Origin of the sequence: Thioalkalivibrio sp. ALJ4 (assembly GCF_000377225.1) — a bacterium.
Classification (GTDB): domain Bacteria; phylum Pseudomonadota; class Gammaproteobacteria; order Ectothiorhodospirales; family Ectothiorhodospiraceae; genus Thioalkalivibrio.
This window is the reverse complement of the sequence record NZ_KB897918.1, coordinates 461,021-486,563: the sequence shown is the minus strand read 5'-3', so window position 1 is coordinate 486,563 and position 25,543 is coordinate 461,021. Positions and strand designations below refer to the sequence as shown.

Here is a 25,543-nt window from a genome sequence, read left to right as displayed (position 1 = left end):
AGCGTGCTTGCACGCGAAGCCCCTGCCAAAGCCGGATGCAGGCGGGGCTTCGCCGGCAAGCCGGCTCCCGCAAGGGGGAGACCAGGCTTCGGCTCACTCCTCGGCCTTCTTGAACATCCCGAGGTAGGCCTTCTTCTCCAGCAGCGGTTCGCGCATCACCGCCAGCATGTCGTCCAGGTGTTCCGGCGTACTCATGCCAACCAGGGAGGTGCCCAAGCCCGGCGTGGAGCGGTTGAACTGCATCGCGCGCTGCGCCGGATTGGGCAGGTTCGCCAGCTGCTGTTCGACCACCTCCACCGACTGCTGGGCGAGGTGTCCCTTCAGCATGGAGTGGGAGGCGAACATGTACACCTCCAGCTGGTGCGCGGCCTGCAACGGGCTGGCCACATTGCCCTGCCCGGTCGCGGTGTTGAAGCGGGTAAAGCCTTCCAGCATCACCTGGTTGAACGGGAGCATCCCGATCTTGAAGTGGTGCCGGGCGTGGTCGTCGCCGGTCACGGTCTGGGCCGCACGTTCGGCCAGCCCCTGCATGGAGGTCAGCGACTGAAACACGGCGGCATCGGTCTCCTCGCGGAAGCCCTCGAACGTGGAGATCCCGTAGGCGCGGATCTTCTTTTCCCGCGCCGCCCGCTCCAGCATCTGGAACACTGGCTCCAGCTTGCGGTTGGTCGCCTCCTTGCCAATCTCGTGGATATGGACCTCGGGCTGATCAATGACGAAGGCATCCAGCGTCTCGACCCCCATCAGCGAGCGCGACAGCTCCATCTGATAGTGGATGTACTCTGGCGTCAGCAGGTGCGCGCCCTTGGCGAGATCGTCCCGGGTACCCATGCCCTGGGACTCGATCTCCCGCTGGAACCAGGCATCCATGTCGTCCGGCGGCCCGCCGCGCAGCGTCATGAATCCGCCCTTGGAGATCAGGAACATCGCCTCGCGCGGGACCCCAGCCTCCAGGGCCGTACGCACGCCTGCCCCAACGGCCGCCAGCGAACGACCATAGCGGTAGTGGGCACCGGTGTCGACGACATTGATGCCTTCGGTCAGCCCGCGGGCGACGATGGCGGAGATCGCGGCATCCACCTCGGCTGTGGCGGCGCCGCCAAAGGTGCCAATGCCCAGGCTGGACAGGCGCATCTTGGCGCGCGAGAACTCGCTGTAGTGGCCCTCGGCGGCCTTGCCCTCGGCGATGTAGTGCTCCGCATACCGGCGCGTCGCCTTGGCGTTGGCGTATCCCGGGATCAGTTTCTGCGGCGATTCCATAGAGCTCCTCTGCACAGTCCGGAGAAGGCCGGTACTCGATCGCGCACCGCCCGCTCGCATCCATCCGGAAAACGCGAATCCTACGTCACCCGAGCGTGATTGCTAAAACCCATCCAAACCGGCGAGTCTCCCAAGCGGCCGGATTCCGTCCTGGGTGGATCGTGCAACCCTGATGTGATCATGGTTGCGCACACCCCCGGGGGATTGGTTCATAATGGTGGCGGACGCGTCGCTGCGGCGTGCGAAAGTGGCCTGGTGGTACCCTTGAGCCTTAATTCTTCACCACGGGACCGAGCACTTCCGTTTCGTTGCGCATGTCCGTCATCGAGCGGAAAGCCTTAAGATTCGGAGGCTTCTCCCACCTGAACCTCTGGTTCAAGGTCGATGGTCACTTCGGCGCCCGCGGGGCGCGTCCACCTCATTATTTTGCGGATCGTATGTCCAGGGACGAGACCTCCTTCACGCCTGACGAACTGCGCCAGCTACGACTGCGCCTGCGCCGCGAGCGCGCCGCGCTGTCCGACGAGCGGCTCGAGATTCATTCCGCCCTGATCTGCGATCACCTGCTGCGCTGGTTCCAGCGCTGGCAACCGCATTGCATCGGTGCCTATCGGGGCCTGCGCGGCGAGGTGGATCTGACCCCCCTGACCGTGTCCCTGGCCCGGCGCGGCACCCGCATCGCCCTGCCGGTGATGGATGCCAAACGCCCCGGGCGCATGCACTTTCACGCCTGGGGGCCAGACGTGCCGCTTTGCCAGAACGGCTTCGGCATTGCCGAGCCCTGCCCCGATGCCCCGCGCATCTGGCGCCGCGAGATGCAGGTGGTCCTGCTGCCGCTGGTCGCCTTCGACCATGCCGGCAACCGCATGGGCATGGGCGCGGGCTATTACGACCGCTACTTCGCCCGTCGCCGCTTCGGCATCCACCGCCCGAAGCTGATCGGCGTGGCCCATGCCCTGCAGGGGGTCGAGGCCCTGCCCAGCCAGCCATGGGACGTCCCGCTGGACGGCGTGGTCACCGAGGACGGCTGGCATGCGCTGCCCCGCCGCGCGCGGCACAATACGCACACCTGACCCACACGCCCGATCCGGCACGAGGAGCCCGCATGGCCTACTGGCTGATGAAATCCGAGCCCGACGAGTTCAGCATCGATGACCTGGAACGCGTGGGCGTGGAGCCCTGGGACGGCATCCGCAACTACCAGGTGCGCAACATGATGCGCGACGAAATGAAGAAGGGTGATCTGGCCTTCTTCTACCACTCCAACGCCAAGCCGCCGGGCATTGTCGGCATCCTGCGCATCGAGAAAGAGGCCTATCCGGACTCCTGCGCCTTCGACCCCGAGGACCCGCACTACGATCCGAAGAGCGACCCGGACAACCCGCGCTGGCTGCGGGTGGACGTCGCCTTCGAGGAAAAGTTCGGCGACATCATCACCCTCGACTGGCTGAAGCGGCAGCCGCAGCTCGAGGACTGCCCGCTGGTCCGCCGCGGCAACCGCCTGTCGGTCATGCCCATCACCCAGGAGCAGTGGGACTTCATCCTGAGCCACGCCCAGCGCGGAAAGTAGCCGCGTGGCCACGCTCTACCACTTCCCGCACGACGCAAAGGCCGACCGCCTGCGCCTGGCCTGTGGCTACAAGGGTGTGGAGCTCGAAACCGTCGCGCTGGACTGGTTCGACGACGAGACCTTCTTCGAGCTGGGCGTGGCCCGCCAGTCGCCGGTCCTGCAGATGGATGACGGTACCCTGGTAACCGACACGCTCACGGCGCTGCGCGACATCGACCACCTGTTCCCGACCGGCGAGCCCCTGGCGGAAGGCGTAATCCCCGAGGATGCCTGGCAGGCCCTGGTGGACTGGCGCGGCAAGGTCGATGTGGTGCTCGATCGGCTGTACGCCCCGCTGGCGCCGGGCTTCCACGGCATCGGCGAGAGCGCCGAGACCCTGGCCGACTACAAGGCCCAGGTGCAGCACCGCTTCGGCCTGTCGCTGGAAGAACTCGCCAACGACCGCTACGACGGCTACAACCAGCTCGCGAAACTGAGCCGCCTGCCGGAACTGGCGAAGCACCTGGCGGCCAGTCGCTTCTATCTCGGCCACCCTTCCATCGCCGACTGCGTAATCGCCGCCGACCTCTACCCCCTGCAAATGCACGACGGCATCAACCTGCCCGTCGACATGCTCTACTACCTGCGCCGCGTCGAAGAAACCTTCAGCACCCGCCTCGACAGCCAGTGGCTCGCCCGCTGAAGGCCCTGTGGGAGCGGCCTCGGCCGCGAACACGAAACCTGATTTCACCACCGGCGCATCTGCAGGCACCGGCGAACCCCACAAAGGCCGGCAAGACGCACTGACCGACCTGATTCGCAACGCTGTTCGACCAACCGCCTACTCGTAGGATGCGTTGAGCGCAGCGAAACGCATCAGGGGTCGGACAAGGCGTGGGGAATGGCGCGTTTCGCTACGCTCAACGGCACCCTACGCCGTTTGGAAAAGGCCCTGCATTCGTGCGCAAGCACGCTCCACCGGACACACCACGTCGTAGCGTCCGTGTCGGACCTGCGACGATACACTCAGCCGAAGCGGTAGTGCTTGCGGATGTCGCGGTGGATCTCCCAGGTGCAGTCCATGCCCTCGGGGAAGGTCACCAGGTCGCCCTCACCGACCGTCACCGGCTCGCCACCACCGTCCGGGGTGACCGTCACCTGCCCCTCCAGGATGTAGCAGACCTCGCGCTCGTCGTAGTGCCAGGGGAAGGTCGAGACCTCCTTTTCCCAGACCGGCCAGTCGAATACGCCGAGGCGTTCCAGATGGTCCTGCTCCGGCCGATGGATCACTTCGATGGACATGACGGTCTCCTCTGTCTGGGGGAAATGGCAAGCCTAACGGGACCGCGACCGGGCGCCAAAAGTATCGGAGCGAAACAGGCCCCTCTCGCCCGGGTAAAGCCGGCGAACGAGCAACAATACGAAAGCGATCAGGCCCAGCGCGGCCGGTAGATACTCCAGCCAAATGCCCAGCTCCCAGGCGATATAGGCGGTCACCAGGGTCCAGAGGAAGGGAATGATTGCCAGGATCAGCGACGGGCGCGGCTGGGCCAGCAGCAGGATGCCGAGGGTGAACAGCATGGTGGGTCCCGGCGCGACACCCACGTACTGGGCCTGGGCCCAGGACACCCCCAGGAGCAGGACCTCCAGCAGGGCATGGCCGACCATGGCATAGGCCATCACCACGATCGCGACAAGGCCGGCCACACCACCCGGCCAGCCAAAGCCGTGGCGCCCCAGCAGCGTGAGGGCGAACAGGAGCATCAGGCCCTGCGCGACGAACACGCCCGCCAGCCGGCCCGCCCAGAAATGGAATTCGGCAAGCACACCCCCGATGAACACGACCCCGATCCAGACCCACATCACAGCGAGCAGCAGGCCCACGACGCGTCCGGCCCCGCGCCCGCCTACAAGGGCCAGCGCCAGTGTAACGAGCACCATCAGGGCCGCGACCCCGTGCAGCGGCCAGATGGCGCGATTGTATTGCCCGAAGATCGACAGCAGGGTTTCGGCGGCAAATGGCAGCATCCGCACTCCCGGTAAACTTTGAGACTTAAAGTGCTTCGACGTATTCGATCATGCGCTGGCGCATGTCGTCATCCGGCATCGGGCCGTAGAGGGCTCCCATATTCTCCCGCATGTGCTCCACGACCGAGGTCGCCGGGATCGCACAGGTGACATCGGGGTGCGAGACGATGAACTTGAGCAGGAGTTGCGGCCAGTTCTCGCAGTCGATCTCCCCCGCCCAATCGGGCAGTGGTTCGCTCTCGAAGCGCTTGATCAGCTCCTTGCGGCGGAACGGGCGATTGGCGATGACCGCCACCTCGCGTTCTCGGGCCAGCGGCAGCAGGCGTTCCTCCGCCTCGCGGTCGAGGATGTTGTAGGTCAGCTGTACGAAGTCCAGGTCCTCGCGTTCCAGGATGCGCTCCAGCTGGTTGTGGCGGCGCCCGTGGGAGGTGGTCACCCCGATATAGCGGATCTCGCCCGCCTCGCGCTTCTCGCGCATCGTCTCCAGATGCGCCTCCCAGTTCTGCAGGTTGTGCACCTGCTGCACATCCAGGGTATCCACGCCCCACAGGTCCAGCGACTTCGCATGCTGGTTGCGCCCGGTGCCGGTGCTACCTGTCCAGATCTTGGTCGCCGAAATCAGCCCTTCGGGGTGGCCCAGCTCCTGCAGGCAGTGCCCCACTACCGCCTCCGCGCGCCCGTACATCGGCGAGGAGTCGATCATGCCGCCGCCGCGCCGGAAGAAGGTATCGACAATCTCGGTGCGCAGCGCGAGGGCATCCGGGTCATCCGCGACGTTGAAGGTGATCCAGGTGCCCATGCCGATCACGGGGATCTCCTCGCCCGAGGAGGGAATCGCCTTCCTGTTCGGTTCGCGTCCCTCGCCGGCCGCGCCTGCGAGCGGCCAGCCGGTACCGGCGGCAATGGCCGAACCGGCCATCCACTGCAGAAACGACCGGCGCGAACTCTGATTCGGGACTCTCGCCATGCGACGGCTATCCTTCGGAACCTTACCCACGTGGTCCCGCCGAACGCGCCAGAAGTTCCGGCACGGGAGTATTTTGGCCTGCCAGAACGAAAACGGCCCCGGGCAGATGCCGCGGGGCCGGGACAGGCGGACGGGCCGCCCGGGGCTTCACATCCGCCTAGATAAACAGACAGATGTCCGACTCGCCGGCGAACTCGAAGAACGCGGCGGCGCCGGCATACTCGATGCCGTCAATGAACTCGCTGGTGTCCATATCGAACAGATCCACCGTCATCTGGCAGGCGATCATGCGCACCTCGGCCTCCTGACACAGTTCCCGCAAATCCTCGAGATCGGAGACGCCTTTCGCCTTCATCTTCTTTTTCATCATCGTCGTCATCATGCGCTGCATGCCCGGCAGCCCCTGGAGCATGACCGGCATGGGCATAGGCATGGGCATCCCCGGGTTACCCAGCGACGTGACCTGCAAATCCATCTTCTTGCGCAGCAGCTGCAGCCCGTAAAAGGTGAAGAACACTTCGACTTCATAGCCGAGCGCGGCAGCGGTCGAGGCCAGAATGAACGGGGGATAGCCCCAGTCCAGACTGCCCTTGGTCGCAATGATGGCCAATTTCTTGGTATCGCTCATTCACTCCTCCTTGGTGGTGGAGGATGGTCCGCCACAGCCCCCTGCGCGTAACCCCACCCCCCTGTGGATCGGGGCCGCCCCGTGCGACCCCAATATTTCGATCTAGTGCGGGCTGGCTATTTCGAGGCCAGGCGCGCCTTGCGCCAGTCCCGGATCAATGCACACCCCGCACATACCCCGAGCGCTGCCAAACTGCCCCAGACCGAGATCGGGACCAGAATCATGGCCAGCGCGAAGAGCATCCAGGCGACAACCGTCATGGTGATACTCCGTCATGGCCCTCGCCCCCCGACGAGGAAACCATGCATCGCGGACTAAACAAGGAAACGCCGCGGCGTCCTCCTGACTAACGCGCTTCGGGGCGCTCCGCGGTCAGGTCCCCTGGCGTCTCGGCGGCCGCTGACTGATGTACAGCATCACCGGTCGATTCCGATACAGTATCCGATTGTGCCTGTTCTGCCGAGCGATGCACATCGGCAGCCGAGGCTCGGCCCCCCGTACGCGATACGGGCCGGGCATCGACGAACTGGTTGTTCAGGCGCTGGATATAGGCCTCGGCGCGATCGCGCAACGCATGCAGGCGGCCGATCTTGCGCCGTCCCAGGCCCAGCGGTGCGCGACGCAGCATCCAGCGCCACGGGCGCGTGTTCTTTTCGAAAGCCGCCCGCCAGTTACCGGCGGCCGACTCGGTCGGCAGCGTGCGCGCGATGCGCCGGGCGATCCAGCGGCGGTTAAAGAAGTGGAGCCCGGCCAGCACAAGGACCAATACAACAATGCCGGTCGACGTCCAGATCGGGTGCTCGCCCATCGACGCCCAGGCCGAACCGTCCATCCAGGGCCCGAATCCGCCCGCCGTGTTGTACCCGATCACACCCAGGATCACGGCAATCACCGCAAACATGGCGGCATCGAACTGAAACACCCGCCGCCGCCACCGCTCCAGTGCCCTTCGCAGTGCAGGCAACGCATCCATTTCGATGGATTCGGCGATCGCCTGCAGCGAGCCGAGGATACGATACGAGCGTGACGAGCTGATTTCCTGGATCTTCTCGTGGATCTCCGCGCGATCACGCTGCGACTTTTCCTCGTAGCGTTCGCGCACCTGCTCGTCGCCGATCTCGACCCCGGCGCTCTCGTTGAACATGCAGTAGAAACGGCCAGTGGCATTCCCCTGGCGAACGACCGCACGTTGCCAGGCGGAGACGACCTCCTCCAGGTTGTCCTCGCGCCAGGTGGTATCGATCTGGTTGAGCACGAACACCAGCTTGTTGAAGTCGTTGCGCTCGGCAACCCGATTAACCAGGTGCTCCAGCGTATCGCGCATCGCGCCCGGCTCCGGGTGCCGCGCATCGAAGAAGACGACCACAAGATCGGACAGATCGATGATGTGGTCGGTCAGTTGCAGGATCGTCGCACGCTGCTCGTCGGCGTCGAACCCGGGCGAGTCGATCAGGATACGCCCGCGCAGGCGCTCGGAATTGGCGGTCTTCATCGCCAGGAAATGGTCCACGGTGCGGCCACCACCATCGGTAATGCGCTCGATCTCGTCGGAGACGCGGTAGAACGGGAAGCGCGGATCACCATCCAGCGCCAACCCCGGAAGCTCCTGCACCCGCTCGCTGCCGCCATAGCTGATGACGGTGAACTTGTCGTCCACCGCCTGCGAACCACTGCGCTGCACGGTGGTGCCGACGTACTCGTTGATGAACGTCGACTTGCCCGACGAGAACGTGCCCAGCACCGCGATCATCGGCCACCAGGAGATCGTAAAGGCGTAAGAATCCTCCTGAGGATTCAACAGTCCCGAGGCGTAGCCGACTCGATCCAGATCACGGAAGGGGTCGACAACCCCTTTGAGGACTGGATTTTCTTCGGCGAGGCGATCGCTCAGCAGCTTGAGCTGCTTGCGCACGCGGCGACCAGGACGATTAAACATGGGGACTCCGTTGCGGCGGCGGCCACCCGGCAGACACAGCTACTCCGTGCCCGGACGCCTCCGCGATGTGAATTGGCTCCATTCATCATACCCATTGCGCCCACGCCTGTGTGGTCCGCGGTATGGGTTACGACCCCGGGAAACGCTGGCGATCCAGCGTTTCCCTCACAAAGGTTCGAAAACGCCGAAGAAACGCTTACTGGCTCACGTTCTTCTATCGATACTCATCCAGGTGCGCCGCACCCTCCTCATGATGACGGTCGTAAACCGGGGCGAGGCGCTCGATCATACGCTGCCGCTCGCTCTCGGGCAGCACCTTGAGGGCACCTTCCCAGGCATCCATCGCGGCCCCGAAATCGCGCATGGCAAACAACGCGTTGCCGAGCTCGCCATACAGATCCGCACGTTGCACCGAATCCTTAGGCAGCGCCTCCAGCCCCTCGCGCAGTACCGCTACCGCCGCGCGCGGTCCCGCACGCCAGTAGGCATCACGCCCAGCCTGCAGAGCCGCCTGGGCAGACTGCGCGGCACGCTCGGCGTCCACCTCGACCGCTGCATCACCTTCGAACGCGGGCTCGCGCTCGGTAGCCAGGTCGGCAGCCGCCTCATCCTCCGCGTCCTCCTGAACGTACGGCTGATCATGCGCAGCCCCGGTCATGGGATCGGGGTCCCCCTCGTCATCGAGTTCACGGGCCGGGCCAGGGCGAACATCGTCCTCCGTGGCTTCATCCTTCGCGGCTGCCTCGTCCTGCGCATCGGCATCGTCGGCGGGCACTGCGTCGGCCTGCTCGGCGGTCTCGTCCTCGGGGACCGCCTCGGCGCTCGGGGCCAGCACGTCACGTGCCGACCAGGCGATGAACCAGAGCACGATCACGATCACGATGAAGTAGCGGTTGATAAAGCTTCGCGGCTTGTCTGCGTTATCCATGCGTCACCTTTCGATTTACCTTCCAGTTCAATCCTACATCCTCTGTAGCGGCCGGTCCGCACCGCGCGTTATTCGCCCGGAACGGTCAATCGTTCATCTCCGGGGTCAGGTCAGTGTCGTCGTCAAAGGACGGTTCATCACCCATACCACCCTCGGTAGGGGGAGGATCGCCGGGGCCATCCCCGCTGGCCCCACCCGGGGGCTCGGCATCACGAGGGGGCATGCCCTGACCACCCGGCGGCTGGCCCTGGGGCGGTTGCCCTTGCGGAGGCTGGCCCTGAGGTGGCTGACCCTGCGGAGGCTGGCCCTGAGGCGGTTGCCCTTGGGGCGGCTGGCCCTGCGGCCCTTGTCCTGGCGGCGCGCCCTGCGGGTCACGACCTTGGGGATCACGCGCGCCCGGGGGCTCGCCCGGCTCGACATCGCGCTGCTGCGGGTCTCGTTGCTGCGGCGGTTCGCCCTGCCCCGGCATTCCGCCTCGGTCCTGCCCAGGCGGCGGTGCACCGCCCGGGGTACCGCCCGGAGGCGCTCCACCCGGGGGACCCCCTGGCTCGCCACCCGGAGGGGCACCGCCAGCCGGGCCACCCGGGTCGCCACCCGAACCACCACCAGGTGCCTGGGCTTGATCCAGACCGTGGCCCCGCTCGCTCTCAAAGGCGGGGCGCTCACCCAGACCGGCAGGCCCGGAGTAAGGCGCAAGGCCAGAGTTGTCGCCAGGTGCGTACTGCGCGGAAACGGCGAAGGGGACGGCCATCAGGGCGCCAAAGACCCCGGCCTTGAGAAGACTGCGTGACTGGCTCATGACGAAACCTCCGTCGGAGCTGACTATGTGAATTCGGGGCTGGACGAACGCCCGGCCCCCGTAGGTCGCGCCAGGGTTCAGGATCCGTTGGCGTCGTCTTGCTGCTCTTGCATGGCCTCGCGGTGACGGCGCATTTCCTCGCGATAGACCTCGCGCGCGCGCTCCGCAGCCTGGCGGTGTGCTTCGCGCATTTTTTCGTGCTCGGCCTGGCGTTCGCGCATGTGCTCGCGCATCGCCTCGCGGTCCTCGGGATCGAAGTCCGGGTCAAAGTCGCGCATGCGCTCCTTCCCGCCGGGGCCATACGGCATGCCGTACTGCATCGGCCCGCCGTGATAGGGACCGTGATGTGGCCGCTGGCCGTAACCGGGACCATAGCCGTACCCGTAGCCATAGCCGTAACCAGGCCCGTAGCCATGCCCGGAACCATGGGGGCCCGAACCCATGGGCCCGTACATCATGCCTCTATGGCCAGCCCCCCGGGGGCCTTGACCATACGGCCCCGGGACCGCCTCTCGATGCATCATGCCCGGCCCGCCAGGATGTCCACCCTGACCGTGCATTCCCGGGTAGCCATAGGGACCGGGGATAGTGGGCGCGTGCATGGCACCCGGCCTGTCAGACGCGGAATCTGCATCCTGGGCCAGCGCCGGCCCCGCCAGTAGCAGGCCGGCAACGCATGCAAACCCCCAAAAAAAGTGTTGTGGTCGTTTCATGTTTTGGGCTCCTTCTCCAGGCGCCGCCAGATTCAACCGCCATGCGGGATTCCGGCGAACTGCACGTTCTCCTCAAGGCGTGTGACAACACAATCGCCGCAGTTACTCCCGCCAATTACACGAGGGCAGATCAGTGTTTCCCTAACACCAGCATATCGCAGTGCCCAACGCTCAGATGCACCCGCCCGTCCGCGATATCCCTGACTCGGGAACGCGCCCAGTCCTGGAACAATGGACGACCCTGCGGCTCCATCTCGGCCGCCGCCTCCGCCCAGCCTCCGATCAGGGCAGCCGCAAGCGCCGCCTGGCCCTGCCCCAGCTGCCAGTCACTGGTCTCGGTGATCACGCGAAGGCCGTTGGCGGTCAAGGCTCGAGCACAATAAGCCGCAGCCTCGGGCCCCAGGGCCGGGCCAAAGCCCTTGTCCGTGCGCTGATGGCGATTCACCGCATTACGCACGCGCTCGTCGGCCGCATGCGGGTGACTCCACTCGATACGCCCATCGTAGCTGAGCGCGAACAGCGCCGGGACCGGCCATTCGGTCAGCGTCATCACCAGGCGGTCGAGCCAGTTCGCCGAGACCAGATCCAGCAGGGCGGAGGCCGTCACCAAACCTGCATCCGGCGGGACCGGGGGTGGGGCACCCGAGAAATCGAGCACCTGCGGGGTGACGGTAACGGCCCCGTCCGGCGCTGAGATCGTCGCCAGCAAGTCGGCGTCGTGATCCACCAGGGTCCAGTTCTGCGGCCCGGTCAGGCGCGGTGCCAGATAGCGCAGGTTGGAACCGGCCCCGCTACCTAGATCCAAGACCTGCAGGGGTGTCTTGCACCCCGCAAGCGCGTCGTTTAAGGGCCCGAGCAGGGATTCCGGCCGGGCCGCATGATCCGCCGGTTCGCGCAGAGCCAGCCAGTCTCCGGCAAAGCGCTCGGCCATCTCAGGCCACCTCCAGCCACAGAGCCAGACGACGGGCACCCTCCGTCCAGCCCGGTAGAGACTCGGCATGCGCGCGACCCGCGCGGCCCATGCCCCGACGCTGTTCGGCGTCGCACAGCAGACTCCCCAGTGCCCGGCGCAAGGCCTCCACGTCCCCGGGCGGCACCAGCAGGCCCGCAGTCTCCGGCACGGTCTGGGGGATGGCGCCCCCCGTGGTCCCAACGACCGGCAGGCCGCGCATCATTGCCTCGGTAAAGGCCATGCCGAAACCCTCGTAGGCGCTCGGCAGCACGAAGATCGAGGCCTGGTCATAGAGCTCCGCCAAGCCCTCGTGTGTCAGCACTCCCGGGGCCGAGATTCGCGCATCCAGACCACTCTCGGCAATGGCAGCACGCACAGCGGCCGTGTAGTCCGGATCGCGATCCATGGCACCAGCCAGCTCGGCCCGCCAGGACCGATCGCGTAGGCCGGACAGCGCGCGCACCAGCTCGAGCTGTCCCTTGCGGGGCACCCAGGCGGCCACGCACAACAGCACCGGCACCTCATCCTCCGGGCCACGGGCCAGCGGCGCCGGTTCCACGCCAGGCGGGATGCTGCAAAGGCGTTCGGACGGCACACCCCAGTCGGCCACCTGCGCCCGCGTGTAGTCACTGGTCACGACCGCCCGCGAGGCGAGGGCCACGGCCGCACGTTCCGACTCGAGGAGTTCCTGGGAGCGCGCAGACGCAAGCCCCGCCTCCAGGCCCAGCGGGTGATGCATCAGGTAGACGAGCCGCAGGCGCCCTGCGTGACGCCGCAAGGTGGCGGGATGCGCACCCGCGGCCAGTCCGTCGACCAGCACCCGCATGCCATCCGGAAAGCTCGCCAGGGCCTCTTCGAGGGCCCGTTCCGCGCGCGCATCAGGCCCGGGGAACTCGCCCTCCAGCTCGCGCAGCTCGACCCGCCAGCCCTGCTCGCGCAGCCCGGCGATCATGCGCGCGTCGTAGCGGTACCCGCCCGTGGGCTGGTCCAGTGCCCCCGGGACCACGAAACCAAGCTCGGGCATATCTCAGGGAGCGCCCTCGTAGCTCGCCCAGGCCACATGGGACTCGTGCAGCGTCACCGCGACGGCGTCCAGTCCCCGGGCCGACTCGCCGAGTTCCCCCTGGGCGATGGCCTGCGCCACGCGCTGGTGGATCGCATGAGCGAGAAATTCGGTGGTCGTGTTCTGACCACGGAAGTCTTCACGATCGTCGAGGTTCTGGTAATTGAGCTCGGCCAGGATGGCCCGCAGGACCTCGCTTGCCCGGCCGATATCCACCACCAGCCCATCGGCATCCAGTGCCACGCGGCGGAAGGTCACGTCCACCACATAGGTGGCGCCGTGCAGGTTCTGCGCCGGACCAAACGTGTCGCCGGAGAAACTATGGGCGATCATGAAGTGGTCACGGACATTCAGGCTGTACATGCGGTTTCCTTGCGCGTTTGGGTGAGCAGGATCAGTAGCGAATTCGGTGGCACAGCGTACGGTCCGCCTCTGGCCCTGTCACCCGCTGCATCACGGCCGGGAGATTGGCAAACGCATCCTCACCGGTAATCAGGCCGTCCAGCGCCGGGTCATCGAGCAGTTCGAGTGCGAGCGCCAGCCGGCGACGGTAATCCCAGCGCGACGACCGCTCGGGCGGGATGCGCCCGACCTGCGAGCTGCGCAAGGTCAAGCGACGCGCGTGAAAGCCCTCCCCCAGCGGCAGATCCACGCCTGCGTCACCGTACCAGCTCATCTCCACCACCCGCGCCTCGACACCCGCCAAGGTCAGCGCCTGGCGCAGGCCAGCCGGGTTTCCACTGGCATGCACCACGAGGTCCAGGTCCTGCAAGGAGGCGGCCTGCTCCGGGGCCAGAAGGGCCAGGCCCAGTGCGGCACAGATGTCTTCGCGCGCAGGGTTGGGGTCGATCACGGAGACCTCGGTTCCGGGAATCCTTCGCAACAACCAGGCGGCGAGCAGGCCCACCACACCCGCGCCGATCACGGCGATGCGATCCCCGGGGCCGGCGGCGCTGTCCCAGACCGCGTTGATCGCCGTCTCCATGTTGGCCGCCAGCACGGCACGCTCGGCCGGGACGCCCGCCGGCACCGGCACTACAGCCTGGGTCGGAACAACATAGTCGGACTGGTGCGGGTGCAGGCAGAACACCATCTGCCCCGCCCCGGGGCCCTCGACGACGTCGCCGACACTGATATAGCCGTACTTGACCGGCGCCGGGAATTCGCCCGCCTGAAAAGGCGCGCGCATCGCGGCGTACTGGCTGGGGGGGACGCGGCCATGAAACACCAGAGACTCGGTCCCGCGGCTGATCGCGGAATAGCGGCTGCGCACCCGCACCTCGTCGACACCGGGTGCCTCCAGGGGCTCATCACGCAGCTCGCCCTGGCCCGGTCCGATGACCCAGAAGGCGGTGGCAGAGGGAGCGCTCACGGAGCGGTTCGATCATCGTCAAACATAGGGCCAGTGTGGTCGATGGTCGTGATTCCCGGCAACTCGCGGGCGTTTCCACCGTGTTTCCCCGAGGCGACTACACTCGAGCCATGGATTCCACGCTGAGCTCCAACCGCTGGCCGGAACGCGCGCGCACGGGCCTGCGCACCTGGGCGCGGGACTGGGCGCTGGCCGGCGCGGGCGGGCTCGTACTCTCCGCACTGCTGGGCTGGCAGATCGGTGCCGTGGCCGCCCTGCTGGTCGCACACGCAGGGATCTGGATCCTGCTGGGGCTGATGCTGGTCCTGAACACTCCGCAGGGCGGTCTGACCGATGCGCACCGCGGACCCGGCCCGGCCAACCGTGTAACGCTGGCCCGTGCTGCCATCGCCACGCCCCTGGGGGCGCTCGTCCTGACCTCGGGCGCGGTCCCCGGTACCACTGTCATGCTGTGGATCCTGGGCCTGGCCGGAGCGGCCCTGATCCTGGACGGCGTGGATGGTGCCGTTGCCCGCCGCACAAACAGTCGCACGGCCTTCGGCGCCCGCTTTGACATGGAACTGGACGCGGCCATCATCCTCGTCCTCTCGATTCTGGTCTGGTGGATGACCGCGGTCGGGGCCTGGGTCGTGCTGATCGGTGCCATGCGCTATCTGTTCCTGGGTGCGCAGCGCATCTGGCCCTGGCTGGGCGCGGACCTGCCCCCGAGCCGGCGGCGCCAGACGGTCTGCGTACTACAGACCGGCGTACTCCTGGTCGCCCTGCTCCCGAGCCTGCCCCCGATGGCGGCGATCGCCGTCGCCCTGGCGGGGCTTGCGGCCCTGACCAGCTCGTTCGCCACCGACATCCACTGGCTACACCGTCATCGTCCCGGAGGTTCGACATGATCCACGCCCGCACCCCACGCTCCCTGCTCCTGGCCGGTCTGCTGGCCCTGGCCCTCCCCGTTTCCGCGCTGGCCCAGGCCGATCGCTGGGAGATCGACCCGGAGCACTTCGCGGTCGGCTTTCTGGTCGATCATGCCGGCTACGCCAAGGTCCTGGGCATGTTCCTGGAAGCCGAGGGCGAATTCACCTTCGACCCGGAGACGCGGGAGCTGCGTGAGGGGTATTTCGTCGTGCAGACCGACAGCGTGTTCTCCAACCACGAGGAACGCGACGACCACCTGCGCAGCGATGACTTCCTGAATGTCGAGGAATATCCGGAGATGCGCTTCACCGCCACCCAGTACGAGCCCACCGGCGATGATACCGGGCGTCTGACCGGCGACCTGGAACTGTTGGGCGAGACCCGGCCGGTCACCCTGGACGTCACGATCAACAAGGTGGGCCGCTATCCGTTTCCGCTCGGCGGGATGTTCGGCCGACCCTACGTGCTGGGGGCCTCGATGCGCGGCAGCTTCGACCGCTCGGACTTCGGCATGACCTACGGCCTGACGCGCGACATCGTGGGAGACGAAGTCGAACTGATCATCGAGTTCGAGGCCCAGCGCCAGTGAAGCCCGGCGCCGGACGCCGGCGCTCAGGTGGTGGCCGGCGCGGCCCCCTCGCTGTTCAGCAGGTCGCGCAGGGTACGGCCGTCTAGGCGGTCACGGCGTGCGGCCTCCAGTTCCTCCAGCGTGGCCTCGACCGCCGGATCGCCCGCCAGGCGGCGCAGGGCACGGGCATCCGCGTCCTGGCGCAGGGCCTCCAGGATCTCCTCCACCCGGATGCGTTCCAGGTCCCGCCCCGGCACATAGCGTGTCGCATCGGTACCGGCACGCACCAGCAGCCCCGCTGACTCGAGCGCCTGCGCGACCTCGCCCAGGGCATTGCCCGGCACTGACAGGTCATGCGCCACATGGTCCAGTGTTGGCGGCGAGCGGCCGTCGAGGAAACGCTGACCCACCTGCTGCATCAGATGCAGGCCCATGCGTTCACGCGCCGCGCCGGACAGGCGCAGGCGCAGGCCGCGCACCGTCATGTACTCGGGGTGCTGTACGTAGAAGGCCACATTGGCCCCGATCAGCAGGATCAGCCAGGCCAGATAGATCCAGATCAGCAACAGGATCATGATCGCGAAGCCCGAATAGATCGCGTCATAGCGAGTGGAACCGGCCACCATGGTCGCGAACCCCCAGCCCACGCTCTGCCACAGCAAGCCGGCCACAACAGCCCCAACCAGGGCCGGGAACAACCGTACTCGAGTGTTTGGCACAAACACGTAGATGAAAGTGAACGCGGCCATGATCAATAGATACGGAACCATGCGCGAGGCGCCAGTGATCAGCGTGCCGAACGGCTCGATCCCGGCCAGAGTCTGCATGGCCGTGGTGGACATCACCGTCGCGGTGATGCCCAGGGCGGAGACCACCAGGAGCGGACCAATCAGGATCACCGACAGGTAGTTGGAGAAGCGCTGGGCGAAGTTGCGACTGTTCTCGACCCGCCAGATGGTGTTGAACGCCAGTTCAATCTTCTGCACCAGCGCAATCACGGTGTAGACGAGGAACAGCAGACCGACAAAACCGAGGACGCCGACCCGCATGTTGTCGACGAATTCGATCACGTTGTTCGCGATCTCGACCCCCTGCTCCCCCAGCGGCTCGAGAAACCCGAGCACCACCGGCTCGACTGCGTTGTGCGCGCCGAAGGCCTTGAGTACGGAGAACGACAACGCGATCAGCGGGACGATGGACAGCAGCGTGGTATAGACCAGACTCATCGCGCGCAGCGTGAGCTGGCCTTCCTTGGCCTCGTGCACGATCGCGCCCGCACCCCGCACGATCCCGAGCAGCAGGGCCTTCCAGCGCGGGAGCCGCGTCAGGTCGGTATCCTGCACCAGCGATACCAGACGCTGGCGCTGGGCCTCGATGCGTTCGGCCAGCGTCAGCGCCGGCACGAACCACTCCCTGTGCCTGGCAGGCTCATGAGCGGGCTATTTTTGCTGCCACTGGCCGTTGCGGTCCTGGTACCAGTAACCGGAGGGCGCCTCTTCCACCCAGACCCGGGCGAAGGTCTCGCGAATCCGGTCTTCCCAGTCCGGGCGGTCGTTCGCGCGCGCGATCTCGCGGTAAAGCGAGTCGCGGTCCGAGTTTTCCTCGCTCACCAGCCGCTGCACGGTACTGCGATCGCGCAGCGGAACCTCGGACAAATCACGGATCACCACATCGGCGTTGCGCCCAAAGCCGATTGCCCCGCTGCGAAAATGCGGCGCGAGCTGCGGCGCCCGCTCGCGCATGGAGGCGCGGATACGGTTGATCGCGGGGGTCTGGATCTGCAGGTCGGGGCTCTGCGCGGAGGCCGGGCTCACCAGTCGATCCAGCACCCAGGCCAGCACCGGCAGGTTGGCGTTCGCCGGGTTGTTGCGCGGCATCAGCATCGCACCGGGCTCGGCTTCAGACGACGCTTCCGGCTCCCGGGTACCCTCCTCGACCTGCAGCGCGTCGCGCACGATCGCGCGCGCCGCCTCCTCGGCCGCGGCCGTCGGGAAATAGATATTGATGGTCACGCAGCCCGCCATCAGAGCGAACACCAGCGCCAATCCCGGAACACTCCATAAAGCCTTCATGCCGTACTTCCCTTGTCGAGGCGGTTCAACCCGCATGATGCCCAATCTACACCAACACCCTGAACGGCAACCAAACGCCAAGCCGCTTATTGCACCACCGGGCCCTCTCCGGCCTGGATGGTCGCCAGGCGGTTGATTAGTTCGGGCCAGTCGACCCGGCGGTTGTAGCCAATCACCTGAATCTGCGGGATGCCCCCGCCCTGCACCAGCACGAAGCCGCTATCCGGGCGGTCGGCCACGCCGGAGGCGGTGCAGACCTCGCCACGCAACTCGCAGCGAAACCCGAGACGGCGGTAGCTGAAGTTCTCGAACACCCGCAGGAAGACCGACGAAGCCGCGGCCTGCAGCCCTCCGCCCAGCTCGGTGATGTTCTCCACCGCCCGCTGGCTGATCCGTCGGCGCCCGCGATCACGCTCCGGCGTCATCAACTCCAGATCCATGCGCACCGGCGACCAGTCCACCATCACCAGATCGCGCACATGCCCGGAGATACGGCCCTGGACGCGACCGAAGTCGAACGCCTGCGTCAACGGATCCAGATCCAGCCGCTGGATCTCGGCCGACAGGCCCAGCTCCGGGGCATAGCCCAGCAGGTCGTGGATATACACATCGCGCAACACCACCTCGCCGTTGAACACCTGGACCAGCAAACGGCCATCCACGTTCAGATCCCCCCGCTCGTAGCGCACCCGGGGGATCATGCCGGCCAACCGCCCGGAGAATCGCGGCCAGCCCAGCACCTCGGTCAGTGGCTCCAGACTGATCGCGCGGATACCACCCTCGAAGCGCACATCCGGTCCTGCGTCGGTCTGGCGCAACTCGAAGGCCCCGACCCGCAACCCGCCATCGAAGATCGGGATCTCGGTTTCGGCCAGCAGCTCCATGCCGGCTGGCAGGGCCCGGACCTGCGCCTCGAACGCATCGAACGGCAGCCCATACAGGTGCGCGGCATCCAACGCGAAGGTCCCGGGGCTGCCCGCCTCGTCCGCCGACCAGTCAAGTGCCCCGCGCGCACCGGCCAGGCCGAAACGCCCCCGCCGGTCGCTGGCATCCAGTTCCGCCCACTCGAGATCCGCGCGCCGGGGCTGCGAGCCCGCCAGCTCCACATGCCCTGCGATCTGCCCCCCGGTGGCCAGATCGCCGAGTACCGTCCCGGCCAGCCAGGGCGCCAACAAGGAATCGTAGACCGGGGCGAGCGCATGGACCCGCCCGTGAAATACGCCATCCAGCCCCGCCTCCGGATCGTAGGCCACCGCCTCGCCGCGAGCCTCCAGCGCAGCGCCGTAGCGCAGACCCAGGACATCCATCCGGAACGTCAGGGGCCCGGGGTCCCCCTCCAACCCATTGAGGGAAATCTCCACCGGCCCCTCGTCGTCCAGGTCCACAAACCACGGGTCGATGTAGATCACGCCACCCTCCAGGGCGAGATCCAGGTCCCAGCGCGTGCCGTCCCCGGACAACTGCGCCTGGCCGCGCAGTTCCTCGCCGGCCTGCAGGCCCAGCGGATCGCTGAACGCAACATCTTCCAACCCCAGACGTGCGGTGAGCCGGCCATCCGGACGCAACCGCAGATCGAGGTCCGCCCGTCCCCCGTCGACGGCGACGGGGAGTTCCAGAGGCAAGCGGTCGAATGCGGCCAGCGCCTGGAGATCCAATCCTCGCAACCGGGCATCGACATCCCAGCCGCGTTCGGGGGCGAAATCCGCGCGCAGGCTCCCGCGCCCGCCGAACCAACCGGGCCAGTCCCCAGCCAGTCGGAGATCGCCGCTGTCGCGGCCCCAGGCCAGCGACAGGGGGTGCCCGTCCAGTCGCAGGTCGCCCGAGCGTCCCCACAGACGCGCGTCGTCACAGGCCACCTCGCGCCGGGTCAGGCGCAGCTCGGTACATTCCACCCGCGCGGCCGTCAGGGTGCCCACCGGCTCCGGCAGCTCGATGCGCTCGGCACGCAGCTCGAGGCTCAGGCGCCCGTCACGCCAGCCAATGCGGGAGCTCAGCCCCTCGGCGCTCAGGGCCTCGTGCATCAGCGATTCGATATTCAGATCGGCCCCAAAAGACACATCGGACTCGGCCAGCACTGGAAACGGCATCGCCACGATGCCGCCCGCGCAAAGCCCCGCCAGCATCCAGCGCACCGGACGGGGCACGGGCCTCAGTCTCCCGAACTGCCGCGCTGACGCTCGCGCAGGGGCAATGCCGCCCGCGCCAGCCACTCGCGCAGGGCAAAGCGCGAGGTCTCGATAGACTCGGTCGTGGGCAGGAAGTCCCGCAGGCTACGCGGGTCACCGGTGGCACCGCGGAAACCGGCGGGCGCCGGGTAGGCGTCGAACCCGGCGCGCTCGAAACACTCCAGGGCCCGCGGCAGATGCATCGCCTGGGTCACCACCAGCACGGTATCCACGCCCTGCCCCTGCAAGCGCTGGCGTGTATGCGTGGCATTCTCGCAGGTGTTGCGCGAGGTGTTCTCGAGCCAGCGTGCCGAGACACCGAGATCCTGTTGCAGGGTCGCGGCCATCAGTTCGGCCTCCGAGCGCCGCCCGGGCAGGGCCCTCGGTACCCCGCCCGAGACCACAATGGGGAGATCGGTGGCACGATGCAGCCGCGCGCCCTCGCGCACACGCTCGTGGGTGCGGGGGTTCAGGGCGTCGTGTCCGGCGTCCTCCGCGCGCCCCACCCAGCGGCCACCGCCCAGGATGACGATCGCATCCGCCCGCCCGGTCGCCAGTACGCTGTCGCGCACCTCGCGCTCGAGGGTATCCGCCAGGGGCTGTGCCACGACCTGCAGGCTGGGCAGCACCAGCGCCAGCAGCCCCAGCGCCAGGAGCGGCGGGCCACCACGCCAGTCGGCCCGCCACAACAGCACGCCCAACACCGTCAGGGCGATACCCAGCCCCGGCGGCAACAGCAGGTGTTCCGCAATGGTTTGCAGGGACGCGAGCATGGGCGGTCCCGGGGGGCTTACTTCTTGCCCGGGGAGTAGAGGTAGTGGGCGTAGGTCGCCACGTCCTCCGAGACACGGCGGATCAGGTGATCCAGGCTGATGATCGCGAACTCCAGCAGGTTCACCGCGATATACGGGTTCTCCACACGCAGGCGGTCGTACATCGAGCGCGACAGGCGCAGCAGCCGCGTCTTGTCGCTCAGCGCACGCATGCGCACGCCGCGCGGCACCCGGTCAAAGAACGACATCGACCCGGCCAGCTCGCCGGTTTGCATGCGGCCCACCTCGATCTCCTGGCTGCCGTCGTCGTGATACAACGCGGCCGTCCCGCTCACCACGAAAAACAGCGACTCGCCCACCTCGCCGATATCCGCGATCACCTGCTTGTGGTGGGTCTCCACCACCTCCAGGTATTCGAGCAGGACTTCCACCTCCGCAGGCGTCAGGGACGCGGAGATCGGGTGCTTGGAGAGGAATTCGGTCAGCAGTTCCTTGGACATGAGGGGCTTCCTTCTAACGGGTCCGCAGTAGCAGTGGGAGTCATTTAGAGTATAACGAACACGCCGTCGGCACAGGCGACGGGAATTACCAAGGAGGCCTGCGTTGATCGACATTGATGCCCTGCGCCGACATCTGCCGCGCCGCCTGCGCGAGGGCCGGGCTGTTCTGCTCGCGGCCGGGGCCAAGCCACCGGACAGCCCACCGGGGCTGGAACAGATCACCGTGGAGGACTTTCTCGAACACCCGCCCGAATCCCGCGTGCCACTGGTCCTGCTGCTGGACACCCTCAGCGCGCTGGATAGGCCGACCGGCCAGAACCTGCTCGGCGGGCTGCGGGATCGCTGGGCGGACGAGGTGCTGATCCTGCATCGGCTGGACGATGAACGCTGGGGGCTGAACGAGTTTCTTGCGCTGGGCTTTCGCCGGGACCCGGACGCCGAATCCGCCGCGCCGGATCATGCGGTCTACCGCACCAGCCTGTATGACTACAAGCTGACGCCCGACTGGCTGAATGCCCGCTTCTGGGCCAACCCGGGCATGTGGGACAAGGCGCGCTGGTAGGCGCGCGGCGGGTGCCTAATCCTTCTCGGGGTTCAGCCGCGGGTGGGTCTCCTCCCCCCACAGCAGTACCAGCGCACCGGACAGGAACATGGCGATGGCCACGAACCAGAAGCCCCAGGTGACCGAACCGCCGATGTGGGCGACGACCCCCAGGGCCAGTGCACCGATGCCATAGCCCAGGTCCCGCCAGAAGCGGTAGGTCCCGATCGCCGAGCCGCGCCAGTTCGGATGGGCGATATCGGCGACCGCCGCGCTCAGATTGGGATACAGAAGCGCCATCCCAAGGCCGGTTACGGCCGCCGCGAACGACCACCAGACGACCCCCTCGCCGAGCAGCGTCAGGGCCACGCCAGCACCGCAAATCCACATACCCCAAACGATGGGCTGCAACCGCCCCACATGGTCGGAGAGCTTGCCAGTGGCGAACTGCGAGCCACCCCAGACAAAGCCGTAGATCCCCACGACCCAGCCAATCGCGGCCAGGCTCAGCCCCTGCTGATACAGGAACACCGGATAGAACACCCAGACCAGGGCATCGACGAACTTCTCCACCAGGCCCGCCTGGCTGAACGCGGCCATGCGCCGGTCACGCCAGGACATCAGCGTGAACACCTCCCAGGTGGTCGGCGTATCGGCGATCGATTTGGGATAGCGCGGTTGTGGCCCGGTGGATTGCCCGGCCGCATGCCGGGCCCCCTCGGCCTTGGCCCAGTCCAGGGTCTCGCGCACCCACAGTGCAGTCATCAGGACCGCGATCGCGATCACGACTATGCCGAACACGAACACCCCCATGCGCGGCCCGAGGGCAGCGGCCATATAGCCGGTCACGATCCCGGCCACGGCCACCCCGACATAGCCGGAGAACTCGTTCATGCCCATCGTGAAGCCGCGTTCGTCGCCCCGGGTGATGTCCATCTTCGCGGTCTGGGTCATCGACCAGGCGAGCCCCTGATTCACGCCTAACAGGACGGTCGCGGCCACAATCCAGCTCCAGGATGGCGCGTAGAGGATCATGAACGGGATCGGGATGGCCGCCATCCAGCCGAGCATCAGAACGGTCTTGCGCCCCATGCGTTCGGACAGCCGCCCGGCAACGAAATTGAGCACGCCCTTGACCACGCCGAACGCGACGACGAACGCGGTCAGCAGCATGAACGAGCCCTCGGCCACGCCGAACTCGTCCTCGGCCAGCGCCGGGATGACGGTGCGCATCATCCCGATCGTCAGGCCCACGAAGAAGACCTGGATCAGTTGCTGCCCAAACTGCCCGAGGTTCTCGCGAATCCCGTGGGTCAGGTGTTCATAGGCCTGGGCGGCCCTGGATGGATCGCTCATCAGAGTTCCTTGTCTTGCGCCACTCAGGCCGCGATATTGGCGGCTACATAGGCGTCCATGCCCGCCGGTCGCGGGGGGATATCACTCGTCAGGAAGTCGACGAACGCATCGCGATCGCTGAATGCGAGCCCCGGATTAAAGCGTTTCTCGAAACCCAGGGTGGAGGACGGCTTGCCCGACAGGCCCGCGCCGCAGGCGCTTCCAGCGTAATGGCCCGGATAGATCTCGAGCTCATCCGGCAGCCCCAGCAGCCGCTGATGCAGGCTGTCGTAGAGCCGCCCGGCCATCTCGCGCTCCTGCCCGGCCAGATCGGGTCGCCCGACGCTCCCGATAAACAGCGTGTCCCCCGTCAGCACGAACCAGGGCTGCCCGCCGCGACGTTTGTCGGTCACCAGCAGACACACGCTGTCCTCCGTATGGCCCGGCGTGTGGAGGACCTCTACTTCGACATTACCGGCCTCGATCCGGTCGCCATCGCGCAGGGGATGAAAATCAAACTCGACCACCTCGCGATCCGATTCATGAAGGCAGTACTTCGCGCTGGTGCGCTCTGCAAGATCACGACCACCGGAATAGTGATCGGCATGGACATGGGTATCGATCACGTGCGTGATCTCGACGCCAATCTGGCGTGCCTGCTCCAGGAACCACTCCTGGTCACCCTCGACGACGTCCACAGCAATCGCCTTGCCGAGCGACCCGCATCCAAACAGATACGACAATGAAGATTCTGTAGTCGGTAACTGACGGAAAAACATGAGACACCTCCTGGATCATCCATGATGACGGCCAGAGATCGCCGAGAATGGGGAATCGAGTGGTTCCGTTCCGGGAACCTCGCCCCACAATCGAACGGAATCCACCTGACACAGCATTCATTCTAACGTTCGTTAGAACGTAACCTAGTCCGCGGCCGAAGGGATGTCAAATACGTGCTGGCGTATGCGGATGGGGCTCCACCGCAGCACACGGACGAACGTCCGATTGCACATAGCCCACAGGCCTCCGCTGGAGGCGCTGTTGTGGGAGTAAACGAACTGGCGGGCGGTCCGCCAGCCGAGGTGGGCTCAGCGGTCTGAGAGACCCGGGGAAAGACTGATCAGTGTTTCCCTTGTTCCAGGGGCAGACCCTGATGGCGCCATTCGGCGACACCGTGGTCCAACCGGACGGCGCGGAAGCCGTGCTCGCCCAGGATCGCGACCGCATCGCGCGCCATCAGGCAGTACGGTCCCCGGCAATAGGCAACGACCGGGACATCCGGCGCCAATTCGTCCAGACGCTGCTTCAACTCGCGCAGCGGGATGGAGCGGGCGTGCGGCAGATGCGCGGTGGCGTACTCGGTGTCCGGGCGAACGTCCAGCACGATCAACTCACCCTTGCGTGCCTGCTCCAGCAACTCCTGGCCACCTAGCGGCACCATGTCGCCGGCACTGGCCGCCATGTCGCGCACAGCGCCCTGCAACTCCAGCAAGCGGCTCTCGGCCAGCTCGCGCAGCACGACCCAGAAATCGGCCACACGTGGGTCTGCCAGCCGGTAGAAGATACGCCGTCCATCGCGCCGGGACTCCACCAGGCAGGCCTGGCGGAGGTCCTTCAGGTGGGCACTGGCCAGCTTGACGCTGATCTGGGCATCCGCCGCGAGCTGATCGACGCTCTTCTCCCCCTGCACCAGGATCTCGATCAGTTCCAGCCGCTTCGGGCTGGACGCCGCCTTGCCGATCCGGGCGACCTGGTCATAGAGCAAATCTTTCAGTTCGCGATCAGACATGAACGCATTCCTGATGGGGAAGTCGGCAAGGTAGACCGCCCTGCCCTGACGCGCAAGGCCTGAACAGGAACGCGGGTTTGTTGCACCGAATTTTTTCTTGACTAGATTACTCAGGAACTATTCATCAGCAGTTGGTAACAAACTAACCAACAAGCCGTGCCCCAACCGAGGGGTACCCGTTCCCGAAAGGAGGACAACCATGAGCCAGCTGATCCACAACTTCCCGGCCGACGGCGTCGTCACCATCAACCGCGTGATCCTGAAGCCGGAGTACAGCATCGACGACCTGCAGGAGCGCGTCGCCATGCTGTGCGAGAACGTAAAGACCTATCACTCGGACACCGGCTTCGTCGGCGGCTTTGTCGCGCTGAATTCCGGCGCCGTCTCCAACGAGGGCTCGACCATCGGCCAGGCCGTGGAGAGCCCGATGAAGGACAAGGAGGCGCTGATCATCACCTTCTGGCGCAGCTTCGAAGAACACGAAGCCTCGCATCGCAGCGAGACCTTCCAGCCGCTGTTCCAGGAGGTCCTGGAGCTGTGCGAAAACGGTAACGAAGAGATTGCCTACGAAATGCTCTGGTCTGGCGCGGCCTATTCGCCGGAAGAGGCCAAGGCCGCTCGCGAGGCGAAGGAAACCCATCAGGCGGCCTGAACCTGCACTGATGGCGGAGTGACCTCCAGTCGTATTTCTCTCCT

At 66.4% G+C, this 25,543-nt stretch carries 29 protein-coding genes and 1 other RNA gene; 9 read left to right on the top strand and 21 right to left on the bottom strand.

What is annotated here, in order from left to right:
- Nucleotides 1-93: 93 nt before the first annotated feature.
- A complete protein-coding gene (locus tag C936_RS0108500; RefSeq protein WP_018138704.1) occupies nucleotides 94-1,260 on the bottom strand; it encodes an aldo/keto reductase in 1,167 nt (388 codons plus the stop codon).
- Nucleotides 1,261-1,486: 226 nt separating this feature from the next.
- Here C936_RS0108500 and ssrS point away from each other — a divergent pair.
- The 4 genes from ssrS (at nucleotide 1,487) to C936_RS0108485 (ending at nucleotide 3,512) form a co-directional block, all read left to right on the top strand.
- Nucleotides 1,487-1,672, top strand: a non-coding RNA gene (gene ssrS / locus C936_RS14610) — 6S RNA.
- A 25-nt stretch (nucleotides 1,673-1,697) separates the two neighbouring features.
- A complete protein-coding gene (locus C936_RS0108495) occupies nucleotides 1,698-2,333 on the top strand; it encodes a 5-formyltetrahydrofolate cyclo-ligase (RefSeq protein ID WP_038038657.1) in 636 nt (211 codons plus the stop codon).
- 32 nt (nucleotides 2,334-2,365) lie between these two features.
- Nucleotides 2,366-2,830, top strand: a complete 465-nt coding sequence (locus C936_RS0108490; RefSeq protein ID WP_018138702.1) for an EVE domain-containing protein — start codon at nucleotides 2,366-2,368, stop codon at nucleotides 2,828-2,830.
- A gap of 4 nt (nucleotides 2,831-2,834) precedes the next feature.
- Nucleotides 2,835-3,512: a glutathione S-transferase family protein gene (locus C936_RS0108485; protein WP_018138701.1), complete on the top strand. Its 678-nt coding sequence runs from the start codon at nucleotides 2,835-2,837 to the stop codon at nucleotides 3,510-3,512.
- A 323-nt stretch (nucleotides 3,513-3,835) separates the two neighbouring features.
- On the opposite strand, the gene C936_RS0108480 is transcribed toward C936_RS0108485, so the two are convergent.
- From C936_RS0108480 to C936_RS0108450, 7 genes are all read right to left on the bottom strand, one after another.
- Nucleotides 3,836-4,111: a cupin domain-containing protein gene (locus tag C936_RS0108480; RefSeq protein ID WP_018138700.1), complete on the bottom strand. Its 276-nt coding sequence runs from the start codon at nucleotides 4,109-4,111 to the stop codon at nucleotides 3,836-3,838.
- A gap of 33 nt (nucleotides 4,112-4,144) precedes the next feature.
- Complete coding sequence (locus tag C936_RS0108475; protein WP_018138699.1) at nucleotides 4,145-4,837, bottom strand: DUF6064 family protein; 693 nt, start codon at nucleotides 4,835-4,837, stop codon at nucleotides 4,145-4,147.
- 25 nt (nucleotides 4,838-4,862) lie between these two features.
- The gene (locus tag C936_RS0108470) at nucleotides 4,863-5,756 is read right to left on the bottom strand and encodes an aldo/keto reductase (RefSeq protein WP_018648995.1); all 894 of its coding nucleotides are present in this window, start codon (nucleotides 5,754-5,756) and stop codon (nucleotides 4,863-4,865) included.
- Nucleotides 5,757-5,961: 205 nt separating this feature from the next.
- Complete coding sequence (locus C936_RS0108465) at nucleotides 5,962-6,432, bottom strand: DsrE/DsrF/DrsH-like family protein (RefSeq protein ID WP_018138697.1); 471 nt, start codon at nucleotides 6,430-6,432, stop codon at nucleotides 5,962-5,964.
- A 116-nt stretch (nucleotides 6,433-6,548) separates the two neighbouring features.
- Nucleotides 6,549-6,692 carry a hypothetical protein gene (locus C936_RS15025; protein WP_018138696.1) on the bottom strand — a complete coding sequence of 48 codons (144 nt, stop codon included), beginning with the start codon at nucleotides 6,690-6,692 and terminating at the stop codon, nucleotides 6,549-6,551.
- Nucleotides 6,693-6,778: 86 nt separating this feature from the next.
- Nucleotides 6,779-8,368, bottom strand: coding sequence for a dynamin family protein (locus tag C936_RS0108455; RefSeq protein ID WP_018138695.1), 1,590 nt, complete (start codon nucleotides 8,366-8,368; stop codon nucleotides 6,779-6,781).
- 214 nt (nucleotides 8,369-8,582) lie between these two features.
- Nucleotides 8,583-9,296, bottom strand: a complete 714-nt coding sequence (locus tag C936_RS0108450; protein ID WP_018138694.1) for a hypothetical protein — start codon at nucleotides 9,294-9,296, stop codon at nucleotides 8,583-8,585.
- Between C936_RS0108450 and C936_RS15190 the strand changes: the two genes are divergently transcribed.
- Complete coding sequence (locus C936_RS15190) at nucleotides 9,295-10,086, top strand: hypothetical protein (RefSeq protein WP_018138693.1); 792 nt, start codon at nucleotides 9,295-9,297, stop codon at nucleotides 10,084-10,086. The two genes, C936_RS0108450 and C936_RS15190, sit on opposite strands and share 2 nt — an antisense overlap.
- Nucleotides 10,087-10,172: 86 nt before the next feature.
- Here C936_RS15190 and C936_RS0108440 read toward each other — a convergent pair whose 3' ends face one another.
- From C936_RS0108440 to C936_RS0108420, 5 genes are all read right to left on the bottom strand, one after another.
- The gene (locus C936_RS0108440) at nucleotides 10,173-10,415 is read right to left on the bottom strand and encodes a hypothetical protein (RefSeq protein WP_017925927.1); all 243 of its coding nucleotides are present in this window, start codon (nucleotides 10,413-10,415) and stop codon (nucleotides 10,173-10,175) included.
- Between the two features lie 523 nt (nucleotides 10,416-10,938).
- Nucleotides 10,939-11,739, bottom strand: a complete 801-nt coding sequence (locus C936_RS0108435) for a hypothetical protein (RefSeq protein WP_018174763.1) — start codon at nucleotides 11,737-11,739, stop codon at nucleotides 10,939-10,941.
- A 1-nt stretch (nucleotide 11,740) separates the two neighbouring features.
- On the bottom strand, nucleotides 11,741-12,784 hold the full coding sequence (locus C936_RS0108430; protein WP_018138690.1) for a glycosyltransferase family 4 protein: 1,044 nt from the start codon (nucleotides 12,782-12,784) through the stop codon (nucleotides 11,741-11,743).
- Nucleotides 12,785-12,787: 3 nt separating this feature from the next.
- Nucleotides 12,788-13,186, bottom strand: coding sequence for a 6-carboxytetrahydropterin synthase (locus C936_RS0108425; RefSeq protein WP_018138689.1), 399 nt, complete (start codon nucleotides 13,184-13,186; stop codon nucleotides 12,788-12,790).
- Nucleotides 13,187-13,217: 31 nt separating this feature from the next.
- Nucleotides 13,218-14,195, bottom strand: a complete 978-nt coding sequence (locus tag C936_RS0108420; RefSeq protein WP_018174762.1) for a zinc-binding alcohol dehydrogenase — start codon at nucleotides 14,193-14,195, stop codon at nucleotides 13,218-13,220.
- 110 nt (nucleotides 14,196-14,305) lie between these two features.
- Here C936_RS0108420 and C936_RS0108415 point away from each other — a divergent pair, with 110 nt between their 5' ends.
- Nucleotides 14,306-15,082: a CDP-alcohol phosphatidyltransferase family protein gene (locus C936_RS0108415; RefSeq protein ID WP_018138687.1), complete on the top strand. Its 777-nt coding sequence runs from the start codon at nucleotides 14,306-14,308 to the stop codon at nucleotides 15,080-15,082.
- Nucleotides 15,079-15,693: a YceI family protein gene (locus C936_RS0108410; protein WP_018174761.1), complete on the top strand. Its 615-nt coding sequence runs from the start codon at nucleotides 15,079-15,081 to the stop codon at nucleotides 15,691-15,693. The genes C936_RS0108415 and C936_RS0108410 overlap by 4 nt, the downstream gene beginning before the upstream one ends.
- Before the next feature lie 23 nt (nucleotides 15,694-15,716).
- On the opposite strand, the gene C936_RS0108405 is transcribed toward C936_RS0108410, so the two are convergent.
- From C936_RS0108405 to C936_RS0108385, 5 genes are all read right to left on the bottom strand, one after another.
- Nucleotides 15,717-17,075, bottom strand: coding sequence for a YhjD/YihY/BrkB family envelope integrity protein (locus C936_RS0108405; RefSeq protein ID WP_018648996.1), 1,359 nt, complete (start codon nucleotides 17,073-17,075; stop codon nucleotides 15,717-15,719).
- Nucleotides 17,076-17,111: 36 nt separating this feature from the next.
- On the bottom strand, nucleotides 17,112-17,744 hold the full coding sequence (locus C936_RS0108400) for a YdbL family protein (RefSeq protein ID WP_038038620.1): 633 nt from the start codon (nucleotides 17,742-17,744) through the stop codon (nucleotides 17,112-17,114).
- An 86-nt stretch (nucleotides 17,745-17,830) separates the two neighbouring features.
- A complete protein-coding gene (locus C936_RS0108395) occupies nucleotides 17,831-19,867 on the bottom strand; it encodes a hypothetical protein (protein ID WP_018648997.1) in 2,037 nt (678 codons plus the stop codon).
- Between the two features lie 26 nt (nucleotides 19,868-19,893).
- Nucleotides 19,894-20,682, bottom strand: coding sequence for a YdcF family protein (locus tag C936_RS0108390; protein WP_018648998.1), 789 nt, complete (start codon nucleotides 20,680-20,682; stop codon nucleotides 19,894-19,896).
- A gap of 17 nt (nucleotides 20,683-20,699) precedes the next feature.
- Nucleotides 20,700-21,182 carry a Crp/Fnr family transcriptional regulator gene (locus C936_RS0108385; protein WP_012982173.1) on the bottom strand — a complete coding sequence of 161 codons (483 nt, stop codon included), beginning with the start codon at nucleotides 21,180-21,182 and terminating at the stop codon, nucleotides 20,700-20,702.
- Nucleotides 21,183-21,285: 103 nt separating this feature from the next.
- Between C936_RS0108385 and C936_RS0108380 the strand changes: the two genes are divergently transcribed.
- On the top strand, nucleotides 21,286-21,744 hold the full coding sequence (locus tag C936_RS0108380) for a DUF6231 family protein (RefSeq protein WP_018174757.1): 459 nt from the start codon (nucleotides 21,286-21,288) through the stop codon (nucleotides 21,742-21,744).
- 15 nt (nucleotides 21,745-21,759) lie between these two features.
- On the opposite strand, the gene C936_RS0108375 is transcribed toward C936_RS0108380, so the two are convergent.
- The 3 genes from C936_RS0108375 to C936_RS0108365 all read right to left on the bottom strand — a co-directional run bounded on the left by C936_RS0108375 (nucleotide 21,760) and on the right by C936_RS0108365 (nucleotide 24,847).
- Nucleotides 21,760-23,079: an MFS transporter gene (locus tag C936_RS0108375; protein ID WP_018648999.1), complete on the bottom strand. Its 1,320-nt coding sequence runs from the start codon at nucleotides 23,077-23,079 to the stop codon at nucleotides 21,760-21,762.
- 23 nt (nucleotides 23,080-23,102) lie between these two features.
- A complete protein-coding gene (locus tag C936_RS0108370; protein ID WP_026278824.1) occupies nucleotides 23,103-23,837 on the bottom strand; it encodes an MBL fold metallo-hydrolase in 735 nt (244 codons plus the stop codon).
- Nucleotides 23,838-24,178: 341 nt separating this feature from the next.
- Nucleotides 24,179-24,847 carry a metalloregulator ArsR/SmtB family transcription factor gene (locus tag C936_RS0108365; RefSeq protein WP_018174754.1) on the bottom strand — a complete coding sequence of 223 codons (669 nt, stop codon included), beginning with the start codon at nucleotides 24,845-24,847 and terminating at the stop codon, nucleotides 24,179-24,181.
- Between the two features lie 199 nt (nucleotides 24,848-25,046).
- On the opposite strand from C936_RS0108365, the gene C936_RS0108360 reads away from it, so the two are divergent.
- Nucleotides 25,047-25,499 (top strand): hypothetical protein, encoded by a 453-nt coding sequence (locus C936_RS0108360; RefSeq protein WP_017925939.1) that lies wholly within the window; start codon nucleotides 25,047-25,049, stop codon nucleotides 25,497-25,499.
- Nucleotides 25,500-25,543: the final 44 nt, after the last annotated feature.